Source organism: Porphyrobacter sp. MBR-49 (assembly GCF_053628655.1).
Window position 1 is genome coordinate 16,095 of record NZ_JBRJGU010000004.1, and the last position, 20,624, is coordinate 36,718.

The 20,624-nt window shown below is 64.5% G+C and carries 21 protein-coding genes; 5 read left to right on the forward strand and 16 right to left on the reverse strand.

Annotated features, from left to right (window positions below):
* Nucleotides 1-49 precede the first annotated feature (49 nt).
* Nucleotides 50-1,138 carry an alanine dehydrogenase gene (gene ald, locus ACSSV3_RS06320; RefSeq protein WP_354323059.1) on the forward strand — a complete coding sequence of 363 codons (1,089 nt, stop codon included), beginning with the start codon at nucleotides 50-52 and terminating at the stop codon, nucleotides 1,136-1,138.
* A gap of 236 nt (nucleotides 1,139-1,374) precedes the next feature.
* Here ald and ACSSV3_RS06325 read toward each other — a convergent pair whose 3' ends face one another.
* From ACSSV3_RS06325 to tsaD, 9 genes are all read right to left on the reverse strand, one after another.
* A complete protein-coding gene (locus ACSSV3_RS06325; protein ID WP_354323060.1) occupies nucleotides 1,375-2,385 on the reverse strand; it encodes a fumarylacetoacetate hydrolase family protein in 1,011 nt (336 codons plus the stop codon).
* A complete protein-coding gene (gene maiA, locus ACSSV3_RS06330) occupies nucleotides 2,382-3,053 on the reverse strand; it encodes a maleylacetoacetate isomerase (RefSeq protein WP_354323062.1) in 672 nt (223 codons plus the stop codon). Before maiA ends, ACSSV3_RS06325 begins: the two co-directional genes overlap by 4 nt.
* A gap of 103 nt (nucleotides 3,054-3,156) precedes the next feature.
* Nucleotides 3,157-4,398 carry an acyl-CoA dehydrogenase gene (locus ACSSV3_RS06335; protein ID WP_354323064.1) on the reverse strand — a complete coding sequence of 414 codons (1,242 nt, stop codon included), beginning with the start codon at nucleotides 4,396-4,398 and terminating at the stop codon, nucleotides 3,157-3,159.
* A 77-nt stretch (nucleotides 4,399-4,475) separates the two neighbouring features.
* Nucleotides 4,476-4,832 (reverse strand): response regulator, encoded by a 357-nt coding sequence (locus ACSSV3_RS06340; RefSeq protein ID WP_354323065.1) that lies wholly within the window; start codon nucleotides 4,830-4,832, stop codon nucleotides 4,476-4,478.
* 76 nt (nucleotides 4,833-4,908) lie between these two features.
* Nucleotides 4,909-5,418, reverse strand: coding sequence for a hypothetical protein (locus ACSSV3_RS06345; RefSeq protein ID WP_354323067.1), 510 nt, complete (start codon nucleotides 5,416-5,418; stop codon nucleotides 4,909-4,911).
* 94 nt (nucleotides 5,419-5,512) lie between these two features.
* A complete protein-coding gene (locus ACSSV3_RS06350) occupies nucleotides 5,513-7,168 on the reverse strand; it encodes a vWA domain-containing protein (RefSeq protein WP_354323069.1) in 1,656 nt (551 codons plus the stop codon).
* A 75-nt stretch (nucleotides 7,169-7,243) separates the two neighbouring features.
* Nucleotides 7,244-8,788: a lipopolysaccharide biosynthesis protein gene (locus ACSSV3_RS06355; protein WP_354323071.1), complete on the reverse strand. Its 1,545-nt coding sequence runs from the start codon at nucleotides 8,786-8,788 to the stop codon at nucleotides 7,244-7,246.
* Entirely contained in the window at nucleotides 8,785-9,801 is a 1,017-nt protein-coding gene (locus tag ACSSV3_RS06360; protein ID WP_354323072.1) for an NAD(P)H-dependent glycerol-3-phosphate dehydrogenase, read from the reverse strand. Before ACSSV3_RS06360 ends, ACSSV3_RS06355 begins: the two co-directional genes overlap by 4 nt.
* On the reverse strand, nucleotides 9,798-10,895 hold the full coding sequence (gene tsaD, locus ACSSV3_RS06365; protein ID WP_354323073.1) for a tRNA (adenosine(37)-N6)-threonylcarbamoyltransferase complex transferase subunit TsaD: 1,098 nt from the start codon (nucleotides 10,893-10,895) through the stop codon (nucleotides 9,798-9,800). The genes ACSSV3_RS06360 and tsaD overlap by 4 nt, the downstream gene beginning before the upstream one ends.
* A 44-nt stretch (nucleotides 10,896-10,939) precedes the next feature.
* On the opposite strand from tsaD, the gene hemC reads away from it, so the two are divergent.
* The 3 genes from hemC to ACSSV3_RS06380 are packed head-to-tail and all read left to right on the forward strand — an operon-like array spanning nucleotide 10,940 to nucleotide 13,549.
* A complete protein-coding gene (hemC, locus tag ACSSV3_RS06370) occupies nucleotides 10,940-11,881 on the forward strand; it encodes a hydroxymethylbilane synthase (protein ID WP_354323075.1) in 942 nt (313 codons plus the stop codon).
* Nucleotides 11,878-12,594 (forward strand): uroporphyrinogen-III synthase, encoded by a 717-nt coding sequence (locus tag ACSSV3_RS06375; RefSeq protein WP_354323077.1) that lies wholly within the window; start codon nucleotides 11,878-11,880, stop codon nucleotides 12,592-12,594. The genes hemC and ACSSV3_RS06375 overlap by 4 nt, the downstream gene beginning before the upstream one ends.
* 49 nt (nucleotides 12,595-12,643) lie before the next feature.
* On the forward strand, nucleotides 12,644-13,549 hold the full coding sequence (locus ACSSV3_RS06380) for a hypothetical protein (protein WP_354323079.1): 906 nt from the start codon (nucleotides 12,644-12,646) through the stop codon (nucleotides 13,547-13,549).
* On the opposite strand, the gene ACSSV3_RS06385 is transcribed toward ACSSV3_RS06380, so the two are convergent.
* The gene (locus ACSSV3_RS06385; RefSeq protein WP_454184779.1) at nucleotides 13,539-14,705 is read right to left on the reverse strand and encodes an FAD-dependent monooxygenase; all 1,167 of its coding nucleotides are present in this window, start codon (nucleotides 14,703-14,705) and stop codon (nucleotides 13,539-13,541) included. The genes ACSSV3_RS06380 and ACSSV3_RS06385 overlap by 11 nt on opposite strands.
* Nucleotides 14,706-14,889: 184 nt before the next feature.
* Between ACSSV3_RS06385 and ACSSV3_RS06390 the strand changes: the two genes are divergently transcribed.
* The gene (locus ACSSV3_RS06390) at nucleotides 14,890-16,926 is read left to right on the forward strand and encodes a protein-disulfide reductase DsbD family protein (RefSeq protein WP_354323083.1); all 2,037 of its coding nucleotides are present in this window, start codon (nucleotides 14,890-14,892) and stop codon (nucleotides 16,924-16,926) included.
* On the opposite strand, the gene ACSSV3_RS06395 is transcribed toward ACSSV3_RS06390, so the two are convergent.
* The 6 genes from ACSSV3_RS06395 to ACSSV3_RS06420 all read right to left on the reverse strand — a co-directional run bounded on the left by ACSSV3_RS06395 (nucleotide 16,844) and on the right by ACSSV3_RS06420 (nucleotide 20,624).
* The gene (locus ACSSV3_RS06395; RefSeq protein WP_354323085.1) at nucleotides 16,844-17,413 is read right to left on the reverse strand and encodes a hypothetical protein; all 570 of its coding nucleotides are present in this window, start codon (nucleotides 17,411-17,413) and stop codon (nucleotides 16,844-16,846) included. The genes ACSSV3_RS06390 and ACSSV3_RS06395 overlap by 83 nt on opposite strands.
* A complete protein-coding gene (locus ACSSV3_RS06400) occupies nucleotides 17,413-18,924 on the reverse strand; it encodes a S10 family peptidase (RefSeq protein ID WP_354323087.1) in 1,512 nt (503 codons plus the stop codon). Before ACSSV3_RS06400 ends, ACSSV3_RS06395 begins: the two co-directional genes overlap by 1 nt.
* 49 nt (nucleotides 18,925-18,973) lie before the next feature.
* Complete coding sequence (locus tag ACSSV3_RS06405; protein WP_354323089.1) at nucleotides 18,974-19,264, reverse strand: addiction module antidote protein; 291 nt, start codon at nucleotides 19,262-19,264, stop codon at nucleotides 18,974-18,976.
* A 3-nt stretch (nucleotides 19,265-19,267) separates the two neighbouring features.
* Nucleotides 19,268-19,489 carry a type II toxin-antitoxin system HicB family antitoxin gene (locus tag ACSSV3_RS06410; protein WP_354323091.1) on the reverse strand — a complete coding sequence of 74 codons (222 nt, stop codon included), beginning with the start codon at nucleotides 19,487-19,489 and terminating at the stop codon, nucleotides 19,268-19,270.
* On the reverse strand, nucleotides 19,489-19,740 hold the full coding sequence (locus ACSSV3_RS06415; protein WP_354323093.1) for a type II toxin-antitoxin system HicA family toxin: 252 nt from the start codon (nucleotides 19,738-19,740) through the stop codon (nucleotides 19,489-19,491). The genes ACSSV3_RS06410 and ACSSV3_RS06415 overlap by 1 nt, the downstream gene beginning before the upstream one ends.
* 74 nt (nucleotides 19,741-19,814) lie before the next feature.
* Nucleotides 19,815-20,624, reverse strand: coding sequence for a hypothetical protein (locus tag ACSSV3_RS06420; protein ID WP_354323095.1), 810 nt, complete (start codon nucleotides 20,622-20,624; stop codon nucleotides 19,815-19,817).

Sequence of the window (20,624 nt, forward strand, 5' to 3'; positions counted from 1 at the left end):
TATTACGCCTACACTAGCGACGTTTCCGCTGCATCGCGAGGAGAGAATCATGCTGGTCGGCGTTCCCAAGGAAATCAAGCCGAGCGAGTTCCGCGTCGGTCTCACCCCCGAAGCGGTGCGCGAATATGCGTCTGCCGGGCATCGGGTGATCGTTGAAACCGGCGCTGGGCTGGGCATCGACAAGGATGATGACACCTACCGCAAGGCCGGGGCCGAAGTGGTCGATAGCGCCGCCGAAGTCTTCGCCCGCGCGGACATGATCGTGAAGGTCAAGGAACCGCAACCCGGCGAATGGGTGCAATTGCGCGAAGGGCAGATCCTGTTCACCTACCTGCACCTAGCCCCCGATCCCGATCAGGCGCGCGGCCTGATGCAATCGGGCGTTTCGGCGGTTGCCTATGAAACCGTCACCGGCCCCGGCGGCGGCTTGCCCTTGCTCGCTCCGATGAGCGAAGTGGCAGGCAGGCTCGCGATTGAGGCGGGGGCGCTCGCCTTGCGGGCCAATACCGGCGGGCGCGGCACTTTGATGGGCGGGGTGCCCGGCGTGATCCCGGCGCGCGTGGTGGTGCTCGGCGGCGGGGTGGTCGGCACTCAGGCGGCGCGCATGGCGGTGGGGCTGGGGGCGACAGTGGAGATTTTCGACCGTTCGCTGCCGCGCCTGCGCCAGCTTGACGAGATGTTCCAGGGCCGCGCCATCACCCGCTTTTCCACCGCCGGAACAATCGAACAGGCGGTCGCCCAGGCCGACGTTGTGATCGGCGCAGTGTTGATCCCGGGGGCGAGCGCGCCGCACCTGATTACCCGCGCGATGCTGCCTGATATGAAGCGCCGTGCGGTGCTGGTGGATGTGGCGATTGATCAGGGCGGGTGCTTTGAAACTTCGCACCCCACCACCCACGAAAACCCGACTTACGAGGTTGACGGGATCATCCATTATTGTGTCGCCAATATGCCCGGCGCGGTGCCGCTGACGAGTTCCTATGCGCTTAACAATGCTACCCTACCGTTTGGGCTGGCGCTGGCGAACAAGGGGATCGCGGCTTGCAAAGATGACCCGCATCTCGCCCCCGGCCTCAATGTGCACAGGGGCCGGATTGTCAACGCGGCGGTGGCGGAGAGTCTGGGGTTTGATGCCTGATGTTTCACGTGAAACATTGGCCAAGACCAGCCTAGAGGGGGTCTAAGGGGGGTCTAGAGGGGGTCTAAACCACCCCAAGCCCCCCAATCAGCCCACCAACCGTTCGTCCTGAGCTTGTCGAAGGACTGCACTTCTGCATCCGGCACCGCGCTTGAAGTGAAGGACAACCCTTCGACAAGCGCAGGGTGAACGGGCCTTCGACAAGCTCAGGGTGAACGGGAGAAGAGGGGGAAACTTTAGACCTCCACCACGTCCTGTTCAATCGCGCCAAAGATCGAACGGCCTGCCGCATCGCGCATTTCGATCCGCACGCTGTCGCCGGCCTGCATGAACGGCGTCACTGCCGCGCCGCCAGCAATGGTTTCGATCATGCGGATTTCGGCAATGCACGAATATCCCGCACCCCCTGCCGAAACCGGGGTGCCCGCGCCGCCATCGGCCCCCTTGTTCGATACCGTGCCGCTGCCGATCACAGTGCCCGCGCCAAGGTTGCGGGTTTTCGCCGCGTGGGCGACCAGTTGCGCCAGATTGAAGGTCGCATCCTGCCCGGCGTTCGCGCGCCCGAATGGCGCACCGTTCAAATCCACCATCAACGGCAGATGGATCAGGCTGTCGGCCCATGCTTCGCCCAATTCGTCAGGCGTTACCGCCACCGGAGAAAACGCGCTGGCGGGCTTGGACTGGAAGAAGCCGAAACCCTTTTCCAGTTCTGCCGGGATCAACCCGCGAAGGCTCACGTCATTCACCAGCATCAGCAGCTTGATGTGCCCTGCCGCGTCGTCCGCCGAAACGCCCATCGGCACATCATCGGTGATAACCGCAATCTCGCCCTCCATGTCGCAGCCCCACGCGGGATCGGCCAAGGGTATCGGCCCACGCGGCGGTAGGAAAGCGTCCGATCCGCCCTGATACATCAGCGGGTCGGTGTAGAAGCTGTCGGGAACCTTGCTCCCGCGTGCCTTCCGGACGAGTTCGACATGGTTGATATAGGCGCTGCCATCGGCCCATTGGTAGGCGCGCGGCAGCGGCGAATGCGCCTGCCTTTCGTGGAAGCGTTCGCACGGCACGGTTTCATGCTCGACATCGCGGGCCAGCACTTCCAGTTGCGGCGCGATCCGTTCCCAATCATCCAGCGCGGCTTGCAGGGTGGGGGCGATATATCCTGCCGCGCAGCAGCGGGTGAGGTCTTTGGATACCACCACCAATTTGCCATCGCGGGTGCCGTTGTTGATCGTTGCGAGTTTCATGTCTGGCCTCTTTCCGGGGAATCGATCTGGTTATCGGGATGCGCGTTGATGAACGCGGGCAGGGCAAGGCAGGCGGCCTCGATCCGGGTCATGTGCGGGCTGGCTGACAGGTCGTAATCGAACCGCCGCGCATTGGCGAGTTGCGGGATCAGCACCACTTCAAACAGGCCGGGCGCGTCGCCGTGGAGGAAATCGCCGGTCGTGAGCTGCGCCAACCGCGCCTCCACCGGCTTGAGCGTGCGCGCCAGCCAGTGGCGATACCACACGTTGATTTCATCCTGCGTGTGGCCGAGCGGGTCTTTGAGATATTTGAGCACCGGCAGGTTGTTGATCGCGTGAATCTCGGTCGCGATGCCGTAGGTCAACTCGCGCACCGTGTAGCGGGATTCGATGTCTTTCGGCAGCAACGCAGGCTCAGGATAGGCTTCGTCGAGCCATTCGAGCAGCGCCATCGACTGCGCCCGGTCACGCCCGTCAGCCTCCAGCATGGGGAGCGATCCGAACGGGTTGCGCGCCGTAAAGGCGGCGTCCTTGTTTGCGCCCGTGACGAGGTTCACCGGAATATTCTCGAACGCCAGCCCTTTGAGGTTCAGCGCGATCCTCAGGCGGTAGGAGGTCGAGGAGCGGAAGTAGCCGTAGAGTTTGATAGGTGAACCCTCCTTCGTCATTGCGAGCCTGCCAAGCGGGCGCGGCAATCCAGCATCCGCCGGTTCCGGTCTTGCGCCGCTCTTGATTGCCGCACGGCTGCGCCGCTCGCAATGACGAACATCATCAGAACGCTGCAATCCCGGTGATGGCGCGGCCCAGAATCAGCGCGTGGACATCATGTGTGCCTTCGTAGGTGTTGACCGTTTCCAGGTTCACCATGTGGCGGATCACCTGATATTCTTCGGAAATGCCGTTGCCGCCATGCATATCACGCGCCGCGCGGGCGATATCCAATGCCTTGCCGACATTGTTGCGTTTAACGATCGAAATCATGTCGGGGGCGAACCGGCCTTCGTCGATCAAGCGGCCAACGCGCAAGGATGCTTGCAGGCCCAGCGCAATATCGCTCATCATGTCAGCGAGTTTTTTCTGGAACAATTGCGTCGCGGCAAGCGGGCGCCCGAACTGCTGGCGATCCAGCCCATATTGGCGCGCCGCGGCAAGGCAGAACTCGGCCGCGCCCATCGCGCCCCACGAAATGCCGTAACGCGCGCGGTTGAGGCAGCCGAACGGGCCTTTCAACCCTTCGACATTGGGTAGCAGCGCGGATGCCGGCACGCGCACGTCTTCCATCACGATCATCCCGGTGGTGGAGGCACGAAGGCTGATCTTGCCCTTGATCTTGGGCGCGGAAAGCCCCGCCATGCCCTTTTCCAGCACAAACCCGCGGATCGCGCCGCCGTGGGTATCGGATTTAGCCCAGACCACGAACACATCGGCAAATGGCGCGTTGGAAATCCAGGTCTTGCTGCCGGAAATGACGTAATCATCACCGTCGCGCCTCGCGTGGGTTTTCATGCCGCCGGGATCGCTGCCCGCATCGGGTTCGGTCAGACCAAAACAGCCGATCAATTCGCCGCTGGCGAGGCCGGGCAGATATTGGCGGCGCTGTTCGTCCGATCCATAGGCATAGATCGGATGCATCACGAGGCTGGATTGCACGCTCGCCATCGAACGGTATCCGCTGTCCACCCGCTCAATCTCGCGCGCGATCAGCCCGTAGGCGACATAGCTTGCGCCCGCGCCGCCAAGTTCTTCGGGCAGGGTCGCGCCGAGCAGCCCGGCCTTGCCCATCAGCGGGAAAAGTTCGGGCGCGTCTGTTTCCTCGCGGAAGGCGTCGATCACGCGCGGTTGCAGTTCACTTTGGGCGAAACCGTGGGCGGCGTCGCGGATCATCCGCTCTTCCTCGGTCAGCTGGCTTTCAAGGTCGAAGGGGTCTTGCCAGTTGAACGCGGAAAGGCGCGAAGTGGGCGGTTGCGAAGTGTCTGGCGAGGTGCCGTGCACGGGGATGCTCCTGCTGTTCATGCTTCACAGCCATTGCAGGCTTCAAGCTGCGGGGCAAGGGGGGCAGCGGGGCGGAAGAGCGCGCCGCACAGTGCCGGTCAGGCGGGCGCGAGCAGGCGGCAGGCGGCATCGAGCAGATCGGCCGGGGGGCAGGGTTTGTGGACGGTTACGGCGCGCGGGAAGCGGGCGGCGAGTTCGCGCGATTCATCGTGTCCGGAATACAGGATTACCGGCACATCATCGTCAATCAGGGTTTGCGCCAGTTCGTAAGTCAGCCCGTCGGCCAGCTCAATATCGAGGATGGCGAGATCGGGTTTGTGTTTCTGGCAGGCGAGCAGCGCGGCAGAAATGCCCGCGTGCGGCCCTTCGATCTCGTAGCCCGCTTCCTCGAAGGTATCGCACAGGTCGACAGCGGTGATGAATTCATCCTCAGCCACCAATATCCGCAAGCCCATCCACCCTCTCCCCGCGTCAGCGACTCCCCCGAAGAGCGGGAATGTAACACGGATTGGGGGTCAGGCTTGCGGAATATTATCCATTCCTGCCAAATTTGTCAGTGAAGGCCGCTTCGTCGCCCGCTGCGAGCAGTTTGGCCTGTTCGATCCACTGGTCGCGGGTGATGCGGCCCTTGAACCGGCCCAGCTCGGCATCAATGCGTTCGACATCCGCATCGCTCCACGCGGCGATCTGCGCGTAGGAGGTGATGCCAAGTTCGCCCAGCAGCGTCACCAGCTTGGGGCCGACGCCTTTGATGCGGGTGAGATCGTCGGCGACAGCAGGCGTGGGTGCGGGGGCAGGCATGGGCATGGGAACCGGGACAGGCTCCGCCATCACCTTTACCGCCGCCGGAGCCGCATCGATCAACGCCTGATTACGGCGCGCTTTTTCAGCGCCTTCGTCCAGCACGTCGCGGGCGAGGGCGCTGCCATCTTCGACCACCTTCGCCTTGCGGTTGCGGCGGGTAAGCAGCCACACCGCCACGACGAGCAGCGCAAGGCCCAGCAGGATCAGCGGCAGGGCGGTAGAAAAATCAAGGGACATGGCGCGGTAATCTCCGGCAAAAGGGAATCAATCGCTGCGACCTTAGCAGGCGCACCCGCTTGCGCCCAAGCCCCTTGACGCCCCTTGACGCGCCTCAGCCGCCCTTCATGCTGCCAGCGAGTGCGTTCAACCGCAGGAATTCCTGCCGCCAGAAATTGTCCTGCCCACCTGCGAGCGTGCCGATATCGCTGAAGCCAAAGCCGTTCATCAATTCATCCCCGCGCAGCACCTGGCCGTAGGCGGCGACCGCTGCGGCGAAGGCGAAATCGCCTTGCGGGGCGGCGGCGGCTTTGAACGCGCTGGACGCCACCACCTGTTCGATCAGTTTCGAGGTGTCGCTTGTCGGCAATTTGTAGCGCAGCTTGACGGTCGCGGCCTCGGCCAGCTTGGCCTGCGCGGCGGCGGCGGGCGCATCTTCATACTTGCGCGGCGCGATCCAGCCCTTGCTGCCAACGGGGACGACTTCGTAAATCGCTGTCACCTGATGGCCCGCGCCAATGTCACCCGCATCGACCCGGTCATTGTCGAAATCTTCCTCGCGAAGCGCGCGGTTCTCATACCCGACCAGCCGGTATTGCGCGATCACGGCGGGGTTGAATTCGACCTGGATTTTCACATCCTTGGCGATGGTGAACAGCGTGCTCGACATTTCTTCGCCCAGCACCTTTTTCGCTTCGAGCGCAGAATCGATATAGGCGTAGTTGCCGTTACCCTTGTTGGCGACCTGCTCCATCATCGCTTCGTTGTAATTGCCCTGCCCAAAGCCCAATGTGGTCAGCGTGATGCCGCTGTCGCGCTTGGTCTCGATCAGTTCGATCAGCGCCTTGGTGCTGGAGACGCCGACATTGAAATCGCCGTCGGTGGCAAGGATCACGCGGTTGACCCCACCACGCACGAAATTGTCCTCGGCAACCCGATACGCCAGTTCGATCCCCGCGCCGCCTGCGGTAGAGCCGCCCGCGCTCAGGCTGTCGAGCGCGCGGCGGATTGTGGCGGTGTCATTGGTGGGTTCGAGCACAAGGCCCGCGGCCCCTGCATAGACCACGATCGAAACCCTGTCCTGCGGCGACAATTCGCCCGCAAGGCCAGCCAGCGCGGTTTTGACCAGCGGCAGCTTATCCGGGCTGTTCATTGATCCCGATACGTCCATCAGGAACACGAGGTTGGCGGGCGGGCGTTCTTCGCTGTCGATATCATACCCGCGCAGCCCGATCCGCATCAGGTAGGAACTAGCATTCCACGGGCTTTTCGCGACATCGGTGGTGACGGTAAACGGCTGGCTGCGATCTTTGGGCTTGGCATAATCATAGCGGAAATAGTTGATCATCTCCTCGGTGCGCACCGCGTCCTTGGGCGGCATCATGCCTTGGGTCAGGAACCGCCGGGCATTGGCATAGGCCCCGGTATCGACATCGACCGAGAAGGTGGACACGGGTTCAATCACGGTCAGTTTGACGGGGGATACTTCCTTGCCGTCATATTGCTCACGCCCCGGATCGGTGGCGACGATGACCGGCGGCACAAAATAACTGCGCTCTGCGGCAACTGCATCGCCGCGCACCCGCGAACCTGTGACCACCACCATCTCTTGCGGCGCATAGGCGACGGTCGGCAGCGGCGGCGGTGGAGGCGGCGGAGCGACCACCGGCGGCGGCGGCGGAGCCTTTGCCAGTTCTTCGGGCGCTTTGCTGGCGCAACCTGCAATCACAGCGCACAGCGCCGCCATTCCTACCAACCGAACTGCGCGCATCAATTTTCTCCCCACAACCTGAGCGATGCCCGAAAATCACGCCGCAGCCGTGAATAGCGACTGAACGTGCGCGGGTTACGGCAGGTCGTTTACGGGATCGGGGACAACCTGCTTGCGGAACAACACCTTGTCCTCCTCACCAAACCCGCGCCGCCAGATGACGAAGGCATAGGTGGCCAGCACCGCCGGAACGCCGAACAGCAGCTCGATCCATTCGGGCACGAAGGTGAAGGCATAGCCCACTACCACCGCAGGCGCAGCGGCATAGACCAGCGCCCAGCGCCAGTTCGAAACCGGGGCCTTGAGCAGATGTTTGAGCATCAGCGCCTTGATCAGGCTGGATACCGCCAGCGCAATCAACAACGCGCCCGCTGCGCTGGCCGCCTCGTAGCCTGCGCCCAGTCCGTAACGCCCGGCCAGCTGGATCAGCACGATGGTCAGCGCCGCTTGCAACGCGATGATCCCGACCGAAATCGCCAGATTGCGTTTGCGCGCGATATAGACCAGCACGCTTTCCGACACGACCGCCATCGATGCCGCGACCTCGGCCGCCAGCAGCAACGACAGCGCCGCCGTGCCCGCGACATAATCCGGCCCCCACAGGCCCATTACCGCTTCGCCCGGCATGCCCAGCACCAGCGCGATGCCCAATTGCACCGCGATGATCCAGAACCCCACCTGCCGCACCTGCGCAGCAATCGCGCCCATATTGCCGATCCGCAGGTTCTTGGTGATGACCGGCGACAGGATCGGTTCAAAACTGGTTTTCAGCTTTTGCGGCAGGCTGGCGATTTGCTGGGCGGCGTAATAGATGCCGACCGCCGATGGCGGGGCGAACAGGCCGAGGATGAAGATATCGAGCAACCGTGTGCCGCGCTCAATCGCATCGGCCCCCACCAGCGGGAAAGCGCGGCTCGACATCGCCAGCATCGCGCGGCCCTGCGGCTGCCAGCCTTTGGGCAGGCCATAGCTGCGCAGGAACGGCCATAATGCGGTCAGCAACCCGGCATAGATCGACGCGATATACGCCAGCGCCAGCCCCGCATCGCGGGTGGCGGGGATGAAAAAGAACACCCCGGCGGCAATCGAAATCGTCCACGGTTCGACAATCGCGCGCGCGCGCACCGTGGTGGCGATATCGAACCGGTAAGCCTGCGCGGCGAGCAAAATCTCGGTCACGGCAAAGGCGGGGATGGCGGCGATCAGCCAGATATCCAGCGGGCTGTTCATGCCGTTGGGGAACATCGGTTCAGGAAAGGCCAGCAGCAGCAGCGCGGCGACGGTTGAATAGGCCAGCGCCAGCACAATGCCATCATAGACCAGATTGGTTTCGGCAGCGCGGTTGTCACCCGCGCCCACCGATAGCCGCTGCGCCAGCCCGCGTTTTTCGCCGAGCGAACAGATCAGCGCGATAATCTCGATCAGCACCAATGCCGATGCAAAGCGGCCCAGCGTCTCGGCCCCATAAAGGCGCGTTGCGATCACCAGAAACGGGATGCGCGCTACCAGCCGGATGGCGAAACCCATGGTATTGGTGCGCCCGCCCTTGGCCAGCGTGGCCAGATCATCGCCGCCCTTGTCAGGCGCGGCGGCGGGCGCGTCGGCGGGCGGCGTGCTCACGCCTCGATATCCTTCGCGTCGCTTTCCAGTTCAGCGCGCAAGGGGCGGGCGAGCAGTTCGGCCACCACTGCGCGCGCGCTTTCCCCGGTCAGGATCGCATCGACCGCGGCAACAATCGGCATCGCGATCCCGCGTTCGGCTGCGATTGCGGCGAGCACAGGGGCGGTGTGCGCGCCTTCGGCCACGGTGCGGCGGTCAGCCATCAGGGCGGCGGGGTTGGCACCTTCGCCAAGCGCTTTGCCCAGCGAAAAATTGCGGCTGGCTGTGGATGAACAGGTCAGCACCAGATCGCCCAGCCCGCACAGGCCCGCAAGCGTTTCGCCCTGCGCGCCCAGCGCCTCACCAAAGCGCAGCATTTCGGCATAGCCGCGGGCGATCAGCGCGGCGCGGGCGTTCTGGCCCAAGGCCAGCCCGTCCACCACTCCGCAGGCGATGGCGAGCACATTCTTGACCGCGCCGCCAATCTCCGCGCCGGTCACATCGTCGCTGTAATAGGGGCGGAACGCGGGCCGTGCGATGGCGGGGGCGATCCGTTCCCACTGCTCGCCGCCGCCGCTGCACGCCAGCGTCACGGCGGTGGGCAGGCCAGCGGCGACTTCATGCGCAAAGGTTGGCCCGGACAGCACGGCGATGGCGCTGCCGGGGCAGGCCGCGCGCGCGACATCGTTCATCAACCGGCCGCTGCCCGCCTCGATCCCCTTGGAACACAGCACCAGATCGCGCGGTGGGCGGGGGAGGCCCGCCAGAACCCGGCCCAGCACCTGCGCTGGAGTAACAACCAGCACGGTATCGATCGCGGCGAAATCCGCCAGATTGCCGGTGGCGCGGATGGTGGGGGCAAGGCTGGCCGATGGCAGATACAGCGGGTTGCGATGATCGGTATTGATCGCGGCGACCACTTCCGGCTCGAACGCCCAGACCAGCACCTTGCGCCCGTCGCTCGCCAACATCTGCGCGAGCGCAGTGCCCCATGCGCCTGCGCCGATGACGCCGATAGTTTCGCGCCCAATCATGCCTTTACCCCCGCTCCGCGCGCTGTTTCTGCCTGCGTATCAAGCGGCCAGCGCGGGCGCGCGACGAAATCGAGTGGGTCGCCGGTGAAGTTTGCGCCAGCGCCCCATTTCTCTGCCGCCAGCCGCTCGCACCCCGCCCAGGCGATCATCGCGGCATTATCGGTGCACAGTGCCAGCGGCGGCGCGGTAAAGCGCATCGCGTGCCGGTGCGCGAAGGTTTCAAGCGCGGCGCGCACGGTCTGGTTGGCCGCCACCCCGCCCGCCACCACCAGCGCCGGAAACGGCCCTGCGCGGGTCAGGGCATAGTCCAGCCGATCAATCAGGCAATCGACGGCGGCCGCTTGAAAACTCGCGGCGATATCGGCGGGGTCATGCGCGCCGCTTTCTACCGCCCGCAGCACCGCGCTTTTCAGGCCCGCGAAGGAGAAATGCGGTTCGCTCGATCCCTTCAGCGGGCGCGGCAGGGGAACCGCCTTGGGGTCGCCCGCGCGCGCCAGCCGTTCCACCGCAGGCCCGCCCGGATAGCCGAGGCCGAGCAGCTTGGCGGTCTTGTCAAACGCTTCGCCCAGCGCATCGTCAATCGTGGTGGCAAGGCGGCGATATTTCCCGACCCCGTCCACCGCCAGGATCTGGCAATGCCCGCCCGATACCAGCAGCAGCAGATAGGGGAACGCAAGGCCCGCGTCCGCCAGCCTTGGGGACAGCGCGTGGCCTTCCAGATGGTTGATCGCCAGCAGCGGCTTGCCCGATGCCATCGCCAGCGCCTTGGCGCTCACCAGACCGATCATCACCCCGCCGATCAACCCCGGCCCGGCGGTGGCGGCAATCGCATCGACATCATCCAGCGTCAGCCCCGCTTGCCCCATCACGGCTTCGATCATGGGCGCGACCCGTTCGGCGTGGGCGCGCGCGGCGATTTCGGGGACGACCCCGCCATAGGGCGCGTGTTCGGCTTCCTGACTCGCGATGGCTTGCGCAATGATCGTGCGATCTGCGCGCACCAGTGCCACGGCGGTTTCATCGCAGCTCGATTCGATCCCGAGCACGATTGGCCCGAGGCCTGTGGCGTCAGAGGTGTGCGTTGCCGATCCCATCCCGCTTCCATCTAGACTTTGTGAAGGCTAGAGCAAGTAAAGCTATGAACGAAGCACCCCAAACCGCCCCTCGCCTGCGACTGGGCACCCGCAATTCCCCGCTTGCGATGGCGCAGGCGGTTGAAGCGCGCGCGCGGCTGTGCGCTGCCCACGGTTGGGGAGAGGACGCGGTTGAACTCGTCCCCGTGCTGGCGAGCGGCGACAAGGTGCTCGACCGGCCGCTGTCTGAAATCGGCGGAAAGGCGCTGTGGACCAAGGAACTCGATCAATGGCTCGGCGAAGGGCGGATCGACTTGTCGGTGCATTCGGCCAAGGATGTCGAAACGATCCGGCCCGATGCGTTCCATTTCGCAGCGCTCCTGCCGCGCGCTGACCGGCGCGATAGCCTGGTGGGGGCAGCCAGCATTGCCGCGATCCCTGAAGGCGCGACTGTCGGCACCAGCGCCCCGCGCCGCGCCGCGCAATTGCTCAACCTGCGGCCCGATTGCCGGGTGGTGACGTTGCGCGGCAATGTCGCGACGCGGCTGGCGAAATTGCAGGCGGGGGAGGTCGACGTGACCTTCCTTGCCGCCGCCGGATTGGAACGGCTGGGGCAGAGCAGTGTCGGCCACCCGCTTAGCCAAGGCGAATGGATCCCCGCCGCAGCCCAAGGCGTGATTGCGATTGAATGCCGCACCGATGATGCGGCCACCACCGCGCTGCTCGCCGCGATTGACGATGCGCCGACGCGCGCGGAACTGGAGGCCGAACGCGCGTTGCTGGCGCAGCTGGGCGGCACCTGCCATTCGCCGGTCGCGGTGCTGTGCGAAACGGCGCGCGGCGCGCTCGCGATGCGCGCCGCGCTGTTCAGCCCTGATGGGGCCGAGCGGATAGAAGGCACCGCCACCTTTGCGCCCGGCGATCATGCGCCGATCCGCGCGCTCGCTGCTGATCTGCTGGCGCGCGCCACGCCGGGGATTGCCCCGCATTTCCGCAAGCACCAATGACCGCGCACAGCCTCGCGCTGCGGCCTGAACCGGGCCTTTCCGCGACGCTCGACAAAGCCCGCGCGATGGGCCTCGCGATCACCGGCCACGCGTTGTCGCAAATCCGGCCCGTGGGCTGGGATTGTCCCGATCCTGCGGGGATCGACGGCTTGCTGATCGGCAGCGCCAATGCGTTTCTGCATGGCGGGCCGAACCTCGCGCGGCTGACCGGCAAGCCGGTGTTTGCCGTGGGGGAGGCCACCGCCGATGCCGCGCGCGCGGCGGGCTTTGTCGTGGCGATGGTGGGCAGCGGCGGGTTGCAAGGCGTGCTCGATGCGGTACCCGCACCCCGCCACCTGCTGCGCATCGCGGGTGAGGAGCGCGTTGCGCTGACCGCGCCCGCTGGCGTGACCTTTGACGAAGTGATTGCCTATCGCAGCGTGCCCCTGCCGCTTGATCCGGCGGCACCGCTGCTGCGGGCAGGCGGCACGCTGGTGCTGCTCCATTCCGCCGCCACCGCGCGGCATTTCGCGGCGGAATGCGACCGGCTCGGCCTCGCCCGCAGCGCCGTTACGCTCGCCGCGCTTGGGCCGCGGATTGCGGCGGCAGCGGGGGGAGGCTGGGCCGCTGTCCACACCGCCGCCCACCCGGATGAAGCCGCGTTGCTGGAAATGGTGTTTGACTTGTGCAACAAGCCGCGCTCCATTCCCGTTTCCCCGCCCTGCAAGCCGTAATCGCGGCGGCGGCGCGGCAATAGCAATCAGGGTCGCAGAACGGATCAAAATGGCACCGGACTACGCAAGCCTCCGAAGGCCGCCTTCGGGCAGAGGCATCATCATTGCTGCACTGGCCGCGTTTATCGCGGGCGGGCTGCTGGTGGGCTATATGATGTGGAACAATTTCCAGCCGGAGCGCGCCGATGTGCCGAATGCTTCGCCCCCCGTCGCAGCCGATCCGGCACCCACCGCTGCGCCAAGCGCTGCGTTGCCGGGGAGACTTGCCGCGCTGGAGGATGCAACCAAGGCTGAACAGGCCGTTGAACGCGTCGCCGAACAGCAAGGCGGGCTGAATCAGCGGCTGGCGGCGGCGGAACAGCGCCTGACCCAGCTTGATCTGCAAGCGCAGGCGGCGGCAGGCAATGCCGCGCGCGCCGAAAGCCTGCTGATCGCCTTTGCCACCCGCCGCGCGGTCGAACGCGGGGCGGAACTGGGATACCTTTCCGATCAGTTACGGCTGCGGTTTGGCGATCAATGGCCCAATGCGGTGGCCACCATTATCGAATTTTCGCGCAATCCAATCCGGCTGGATGGGCTGGTCGCTCGGCTAGAAGGGTTGGGGCCGCAGCTGCGCGAAAGCAGCGATGGGCCATCATGGGCCTCGTTCCAGCGCGAGCTGAGCCAGTTGTTCGTGTTCCGGCGTGAAAGCACCCCATCGCCAGAACCGAAACGGCGGCTGGAACGCGCGCGCTGGGCGCTGGAACAGGGTCGCTATCAGAACGCGATTGATGAAGTGAAGGGGATGCCCGGCGCGGACAAGGCCGAAACCTGGATCGCCGATGCTGAACGTTTTCGCAAGGCGATGGAAGCGCTGGAGGTGATCGAAACCGCCGCCGTGCTCGATCAGCGCGGCCTGCGCGACGGGGCGGGCAACCCGGTGCGGCAATTGAGCAGCCCGCTGGTTATGCCCTGAGGATCGCAGGCAAATCGCCCGCCACCCCGCGCGCTTCGTCCATGAAAAAGCTCTTGAGCATGGGCGTGCGCTGCACCGCTGCCATGCCCAGCCGCCGCACCGCCGATGCGGTCTTGCCCCGCACCCCGAACAGCCGGGTTAGCCCATCGGTCGCCAGCGCCACCATGAAGCTATCAAGCCCGCGCCAGTTCTCATACCGCTTGAGCAATTCGGGATCGCCCGAATCAAGGCCGAGCCGCGCGCCTTCGCCCAGCACTTCGGCCAGCGCGCCCACGTCTCTCAGGCCAAGGTTCAGCCCCTGTCCCGCAATCGGGTGAATGCCATGCGCCGCATCGCCGATCAGCGCGAGCCGTTGTGCCGTGATCTTGGCGGTGTGGTGGAAGCCGAGCGGGTAGGATGAGCGCGCACCGACGCTGAGCACCTTGCCCAGCACCCCGCCCATGCGTTTTTCCACCTCGGCCAGAAACGCCCGGTCGCCCAGCTTCATCACGCCCGCGCCGTCGGCCTCGGACACCGTCCACACCAGCGATGATCGGTGGGTGCCGTCGGCGTCATCGCGCATTGGCAGCAGCGCAAACGGCCCGGCGGGGTAGAAGATTTCCCACGCGACATTGTCATGCGGCTTTTCGTGCGTCAGCCCGGTGATGATCGCACGGTGTTTGTAATCCCACTTGGCGATGGTGATGCCCGCCTGATCCCGCGTCGGCGATTGGCGGCCCTCGGCAGCGATCATCAACCGGCCTTTGAGCTTGCGCTCATCAGCCAACACGGCGGCGACGCCATATTCGCTGCGCTGGCGTTCGGTGACGTTGGCCTTGGCGGTCCAGTGGATCAGCGGTTCCTTGGCCGCAGCTTCAAACAATGCGAGCCTGAGCCGCCGGTTGGGCAGCATCCGCCCCAGCGTGCCGCCTTCGGGGCCGGGTTCGAAATCCAGCCTTCCGGGCTTGTTCTGATCGGTCACTGCGATGCTGGCGATGTCGCAGGCGAATTGGTCAAGACCATCGGCGATCCCGATATTTTCAAACAGGTGCCAACTGGCGGTGGAAATCGCGGTGGCGCGGTCGTCAAACCCTTCGGCGGTCAGTTCCGCCGGGTCGGCGCGGTCGATCACGTGGCTCGACAAGCCCTTTGTCGCGGCGGCGAGCGCCATCGTCATCCCGCCCAAGCCTCCACCAAGGATCACGAGGTCGCGGGTTTCATTTTCAGGCTTGGTCACGGGTTCGCTCCGATTGCGAAGATTGCGCGCGCAGCCTAGAGGGTTGGCTGTGTCCCGCGCAAGAACCTTCCCGCTTTTGGTCCGTCAATTCGCTGCATGCTGGCTTGCACTGATCGCAAGTGTAATGCTGGCCGCGGCGGCCCATGCGCAGGAACCGGAGCGCCGGGCGCTCTATGGCGATCAGAATATCGCGGTGACGTTGTTTGCCGATGGCGCGCCTGAGGCGGGCAGGGAATGGATGCTGGCGCTGCGTTTCACGCCCAGCGCGCACGAATGGCACGGATATTGGTCCAACCCCGGTGATGCGGGGCAGGGGATGAAGCTGACTCTTGATCTGCCCGCAGGCTGGCAGGTGGGTGAGGCGCGCTATCCGGTGCCGCAGCGGCTGACCATCAGCGGGCTGATGAATCACATTTATGAAGGCACTTACGCCGTTCTGGTGCCGGTAATTGTGCCGCCGGGCGCGGGTGTTGGCGCGCTGCCGCGCATCACCGGTCATGTCGAATACCTCGCCTGCACCGACAAGATTTGCGTGCCGCAGGATGCGCTGCTCGACGCGCGCCAAGGCGGTGATTTCGCGCGCTGGCGGGCGCAGGTGACGCCGCCGCTTAGCGCCGCGGCGGATTTCGCGATCACGCGCAGCGCCTTGCGACTGGCGATCCCCTTGCCCGCCAGCGTGACGCTCAACGATCCGCACGTGTTCATCAGCAACGCCAATCTGGTCGATTACGCCGCCCCGCAGACCTTCCGCCGTGCGGGCGATGTGCTGACGGTGGAGATTCCGCTGGCCGACTACCGCCCCGATACGCCGAGCGCGGTCGGCGGGATTCTGGCGTTTGATGCGGGCGCGGGGGTGGAATTTGGCGCGATCCCCGGCGACGTGCCGAACGGGGGCGATCTGGTCGCCGGGCCGCAGGGCGCGCTGATCCCGCCACTGTGGACGCTGGTGCTGGGCGCGCTGGCGGGCGGCCTGCTGCTCAACATCATGCCCTGCGTGTTCCCGATCCTGAGCCTCAAGGCGCTGAGCCTCGTGCGTGCAGGTGGCAGTGAGGCGCACGCGCGCGCCGAGGGGCTGGCCTATACCGCAGGCGTGGTGATCGCGAGCCTTGCCTTGGGCGCGGTGATGCTGGCCTTGCGCGCGGCGGGTGAGCAGGTGGGCTGGGCGTTTCAATTGCAGGAACCGGGCGTGGTGGTGGCGCTGTTGGTTCTGGCGGCGGTGATCACCGCGAACTTTGCCGGGGTGTTTGAACTGCCCGCATTGCCCATCACCAGCGGGGGTCAGCCATCGGGCGCATTTGCCACCGGGTTGCTCGCCGCTTTCGTCGCCACCCCCTGCACCGGCCCGTTCATGGCGGCGGCACTGGGCGCGGCGCTGATGCTGCCCGTGCCGCAAGCCTTGCTGCTGTTCGCATTGCTGGGGCTGGGGCTGGCACTGCCGTTTCTGGCGCTCGGCTTTATTCCCGCACTGCGGCGGATGCTGCCGAGGCCGGGGCCGTGGATGGAGCGGTTCCGCCGGATCATGGCGATCCCGATGGGGCTGACCGCGCTGGCGCTGGTGTGGCTGACCGCGCAGGTTGGCGGGCGACCATTCGCGCTGATCGCGCTGTTGCTGGTGCTGGGCGTGATGATCGCGCTGTCGGTGGTCGGGCGGCTCCAGCGCAGCGGCAAGATGGCATGGCCCGCATTCGGCCTGATCGCCGCGCCGTTCCTGGTGGTGGCCGCGATTGCCCTGCCATCGACCTACGCGGTGAAGGGCAAGGAGGTGGCAGCAAGCATCCACAACCCCGCCGCCTTCCGCCGCGCGGCGCTCTCCGAAGCGCGCGCCAGCGGTAAGCCGGTGTTCGTGTGGTTCACCGCCGATTGGTGCGTCACCTGCAAGGTCAATGAAAGCGTCGCGATCGAACGCGAGGCGGTGCGCGATGCCTTTGCCGCAGCGGGCGTGGTGACGATGGTGGGCGATTGGACAGTGCGCGACGAAGCGATCACCGCCTTCCTGACCGAGCAGGGCGTGGCGGGCGTGCCGCTGTACCTGTGGTATGCACCGGGCGCCTCAGCGCCGCAGCAATTGCCGCAGGTGTTTACGCAGGATCTGCTGATTGATCTGGCCGACCAATCCCCCGGCACACCTCCACCAGCGCCAGCGGCAGCGGGCTCGGATTAAGCCGCACCAGCCCCGCGCCGGGAACGGTGGCGGTGGCTTCACGCGGGCCTTTGAAGGCGTCCCATCCGGGCGCGCTTGCGGGCACATCGCCCTGCCACATCAGCCTGTCCCCGCGCGGTGTCGCATCGACGGGGAAGCGCCCGATCCGGCCGTTGCCGATCAGCGCCAGCAGCGCCCCCGCGCCGCTATCAGCCGGGGCATGGCGGGTGATCCTGAGCGTGGCAGCAGCGGGCGTTTCGGCTCCGATGCATTCAATCGCCAGCAGCACCGGCTCACCCGGAGCGCCGTAAACCAGCCGCAGCGGGCCACCGCTCTGCGCCCATACCGCATCCGTGGTATCGGGGGAGGGCAGCGGGGTGGATGGCCCACCCGCATCTGGCATGATCGCCGCGCGCGCCACCGCCGCATCGGTCGGCGGCGGCTTGCACGCGGGCAGTGCCAGCGCAGCGATCAGCGCGGCGGCCAAGGCAGGTGTGCGCACCCCCATCACCGCGCCCGGATAAAGGAGCGGATATCGGCAGACAGCTTCGCGCGGTCTTCATCGCGAATATACATCATGTGCCCCGCATCATAGTAAGCCCAGGTGATCCGATCCTGCGGAATCCCGGTGCGTTTCAGCGAATATTCCGCGCCAAAAAACGGCGTGGCGAAATCATACCAGCCCTGCGCGTTGAACAGGCGCAACCCGCTGTTCTGCCGCATCGCCCGCCCGATCAGCGGGGCGACATTCAAATAGGCCTCACGCCCCTGACCGCCAAGGCTCCAATCCCAATGCCGCCCCGGTTCACGCCCGATCGACTGGTATTCGCGGGCCGTCTGATAGCCGAGGCTCTCACGCGCCCAGACATTGATCGCGGCGGTGTAGCCGGCATCAATCCCGTAAAAGCTGGGGTCATTATCGGGGCGTTCTCCGGCACTGTCGTAATCCACGCCGGTATAGCGCGAATCCAGCCGTCCGATGGTCTGCCCCCGGTCGCGCAGCAGTTCCTTGTAGAACCGCTGATCGGTGACGCGCAGGTTTGCCTGTTCCAGATAGGTTTCGGACAGCCCGGTGAGCCGCGCGAGTTCGCGGCGCACGGCGGCGCGTTCGTCGGCGGGCAGATCCTGCCCTTTCAGCAGCGCGCTGGCGAACGGGCCGATGGCGAACTGGCGCGCTTCTTCGGCGATGGCTGCGGCTGATGGCGCCTGCACCTTGCCATGGAAATAAGCCGCCGTCGCCATGCTGGGCAGGGTGACGATATAGGCCATTTCGTTGCCCGGTGTCGGTTCCCGCCCGGCAAAATCGAGGATGGTGGAGATCAGGATCAATCCGTTGAGGCCGACATCATTGAAGGTGCCGCCTTCCAATTCATCCACCACCATCGCGGTGCGGCTGGTGCCATAGCTTTCCCCGCCGATATATTTGGGGCTGTTCCAGCGGCCATTATCATTGAGCCAGCGGCGGATCACCTCAGCCACCGCGCGGCCATCCTGTTTCAACCCGTAATATTTCTTGGGATCGGTGCCCTCGGTCAGATAGCTGAACCCCGTGCCCGGCGGATCGATGAACACCAGATCGGCAACATCGAGCAGGCTGTCAGGGTTATCGAGCAGCGGATAGGGCGGCGCGCCATCATCGCGCGCGTCAGACGGGATCGCCACCCGCTTTGGCCCGAACGCGCCCATCTGCAACCACACCGATCCCGAACCCGGCCCGCCGTTGTAGATAAAGAACACCGGGCGCGATGGGTCAGCGGGGGTTTTGGCGTAGGACGTGGTGACGATCACCGCTTCGGGTTTGCCGTCATCGCTGGTCAGGATCGTGTCGGCAATGGTCGCGCGATAGGCAACGCGCTGCCCGCCGAAGGTGCCCGAAAGATCGCGGGTTTTGATTTGCGCGACCGGCGCGGCGGGCGTGGCAGCCTCAGATTTGGCGGCAGGCGCATCCTGCGCAGCGGCGGGCAGGGCAACAGCGGCGAGCGTGAGCGCGGCGAGGCGCAAGGGAAGCGAATGTTTCATGGCCGCAAGGAGTGGCAGGCTTGGCCGCGCGGTTCAAGTGCGCGGGTGATCAGGCGGCGCGGGGTTGCACAGTCAACTGCAACCCCAACGCGTCAAGCACGCCGAGGAGCGTTTCCAACGTCGGATTGCCGTCTTCCGACAACGCCCGATAGAGCGCCTGCCGTCCGAGACCGGATTTCTTGGCGATCTCGCTCATGCCTTTGGAGCGCGCAACATCGCCCAATGCGCGGGCGATATGTTTGGGGTCATTCCCCTCCATCGCCGCCTCGAGATAATAGAGGATATCTTCCTCCGTCTCGAGGTAGTTGGCGTGGTCAAAAACGTATGTCTTGAGCGGCACAGATCACGCAGCGGCATAAATCGCTGGACGGTAACGCGCTTTCGGGATCGTAAGGTTCCCAGCGCGCGCCGATTCCAGCCAAGCATCGACGGCCAATCGCGCCTCTGCGATTGCTTCTTCGGGGGTATCACCAAAGGCGGAGCATGATTTCAGATCAGGCACGTCCGCGACCCAGCATTCGTCACGCTGAGACCAGAACACATTAATATGGTAGCGGTGATTCATCACTTGCTCATTTCAAGGCCGAACTCTTCGACCATATCAAGAAACTGGTCGATTTGGTAGGGCTTCGCTTGGCCGCCACGCGGCTGAATGCTGAGGCGACGCGGAACAGCCGCGTGCTTGTAGATGTGGTGGCTTCCGTTGATGCGGTCAAGCTCAAACCCAAAGGCCGTGAGGATGCGCTCGAAATCGGCGAATCGCATGGCGGCGCGGGACTGGACGAGGCGCGTGTAGAGTTTTTCGAGTTGGGTCATTTTTCTTCAACCGTTGGATGATCGCCGCGCTTTATCACACGCTTGCGACCGAATGAATCAACCCAATCATGGTATTAGCGAGGCCGATTGACCGATTGCGGGGGACACCACCAAACGCGGATTGCTGACATTGCAAGGCTCTCCACTCTCGACTGCACATTAAATTCTGAGATGGTTTCATCAGAGTCATCAACTGCGGCAGCAGAGAAACAAGAGATTGCTTTCCATGGGAGATCTGGTGAAAGGTTTGGCTTATGCGGATTGTCCAGAGTTCCTTTTTGGTAACCGTCTCTGCGAAAGAAGGTGATCTGATCCGCAAGGCAAAGTGCGACAGCTACTGAAATCTTCGGTGTAGCTGCGGGAATAGCATCGTATTCGATTGCGCCAAAACGGGCCGATAGATTGTCTCCAGCTTCAATGGCTCCTGTTAAGTAGGAGAGGGCTTCGTCGAAGGCGTCGATGGTTTGCGCGTTCGTCGTCCCCTTGGGCAAAGAAACCCCCAACGAAGCAAGAAAAATCCGTGTGAAGTGGATTTTGAAGCGAATGAGGCGGTTTCCACCAATAATTTGTCGAAGCGGATGGCTAAGCTTTTTGGGGGCCTTCAGAAGCTTCCGATCGTTCTTGCGACGTGCAATGACCTTGCTGTCGTAGTCCCAATCGTACGTCCTCCAAGCCTCACATGACCTGACCGTCAAGTTGCGGATCAGGAAAAAATCAGTTTCATTATTTTGAGACCAATCAGGCCCCGCCCACTTTGCAAGTTCAAGGACAGCTTCGTGATATCTTTCCGGGATCGCAGCTGTGGCCGGCGGACGCCATAGTGGCGTCACTCCTTTAAAAAAATCGCTGTCTATAGCCTCTGGAATTGGTGGGTGTCGTCCCAT

Excerpts from the sequence above, each read along its gene's own strand:
- ACSSV3_RS06415 (WP_354323093.1), bottom strand. The coding sequence starts at position 19,740 with ATGACCCAACTCGAAAAACTCTACACGCGCCTCGTCCAGTCCCGCGCC.
- ACSSV3_RS06380 (WP_354323079.1), top strand. The coding sequence starts at position 12,644 with ATGGCACCGGACTACGCAAGCCTCCGAAGGCCGCCTTCGGGCAGAGGC.
- ACSSV3_RS06390 (WP_354323083.1), top strand. The coding sequence starts at position 14,890 with ATGCTGGCCGCGGCGGCCCATGCGCAGGAACCGGAGCGCCGGGCGCTC.
- maiA (WP_354323062.1), bottom strand. The coding sequence starts at position 3,053 with ATGACGAAGGAGGGTTCACCTATCAAACTCTACGGCTACTTCCGCTCC.
- ACSSV3_RS06360 (WP_354323072.1), bottom strand. The coding sequence starts at position 9,801 with ATGATTGGGCGCGAAACTATCGGCGTCATCGGCGCAGGCGCATGGGGC.
- ACSSV3_RS06345 (WP_354323067.1), bottom strand. The coding sequence starts at position 5,418 with ATGTCCCTTGATTTTTCTACCGCCCTGCCGCTGATCCTGCTGGGCCTT.
- ald (WP_354323059.1), top strand. The coding sequence starts at position 50 with ATGCTGGTCGGCGTTCCCAAGGAAATCAAGCCGAGCGAGTTCCGCGTC.
- ACSSV3_RS06395 (WP_354323085.1), bottom strand. The coding sequence starts at position 17,413 with ATGGGGGTGCGCACACCTGCCTTGGCCGCCGCGCTGATCGCTGCGCTG.
- ACSSV3_RS06325 (WP_354323060.1), bottom strand. The coding sequence starts at position 2,385 with ATGAAACTCGCAACGATCAACAACGGCACCCGCGATGGCAAATTGGTG.
- ACSSV3_RS06385 (WP_454184779.1), bottom strand. The coding sequence starts at position 14,705 with ATGACGATGGCGCTCGCCGCCGCGACAAAGGGCTTGTCGAGCCACGTG.
- ACSSV3_RS06335 (WP_354323064.1), bottom strand. The coding sequence starts at position 4,398 with ATGAACAGCAGGAGCATCCCCGTGCACGGCACCTCGCCAGACACTTCG.
- ACSSV3_RS06375 (WP_354323077.1), top strand. The coding sequence starts at position 11,878 with ATGACCGCGCACAGCCTCGCGCTGCGGCCTGAACCGGGCCTTTCCGCG.
- hemC (WP_354323075.1), top strand. The coding sequence starts at position 10,940 with ATGAACGAAGCACCCCAAACCGCCCCTCGCCTGCGACTGGGCACCCGC.
- ACSSV3_RS06350 (WP_354323069.1), bottom strand. The coding sequence starts at position 7,168 with ATGCGCGCAGTTCGGTTGGTAGGAATGGCGGCGCTGTGCGCTGTGATT.
- ACSSV3_RS06400 (WP_354323087.1), bottom strand. The coding sequence starts at position 18,924 with ATGAAACATTCGCTTCCCTTGCGCCTCGCCGCGCTCACGCTCGCCGCT.
- tsaD (WP_354323073.1), bottom strand. The coding sequence starts at position 10,895 with ATGGGATCGGCAACGCACACCTCTGACGCCACAGGCCTCGGGCCAATC.
- ACSSV3_RS06340 (WP_354323065.1), bottom strand. The coding sequence starts at position 4,832 with ATGGGCTTGCGGATATTGGTGGCTGAGGATGAATTCATCACCGCTGTC.
- ACSSV3_RS06410 (WP_354323091.1), bottom strand. The coding sequence starts at position 19,489 with ATGAATCACCGCTACCATATTAATGTGTTCTGGTCTCAGCGTGACGAA.
- ACSSV3_RS06420 (WP_354323095.1), bottom strand. The coding sequence starts at position 20,624 with ATGGGACGACACCCACCAATTCCAGAGGCTATAGACAGCGATTTTTTT.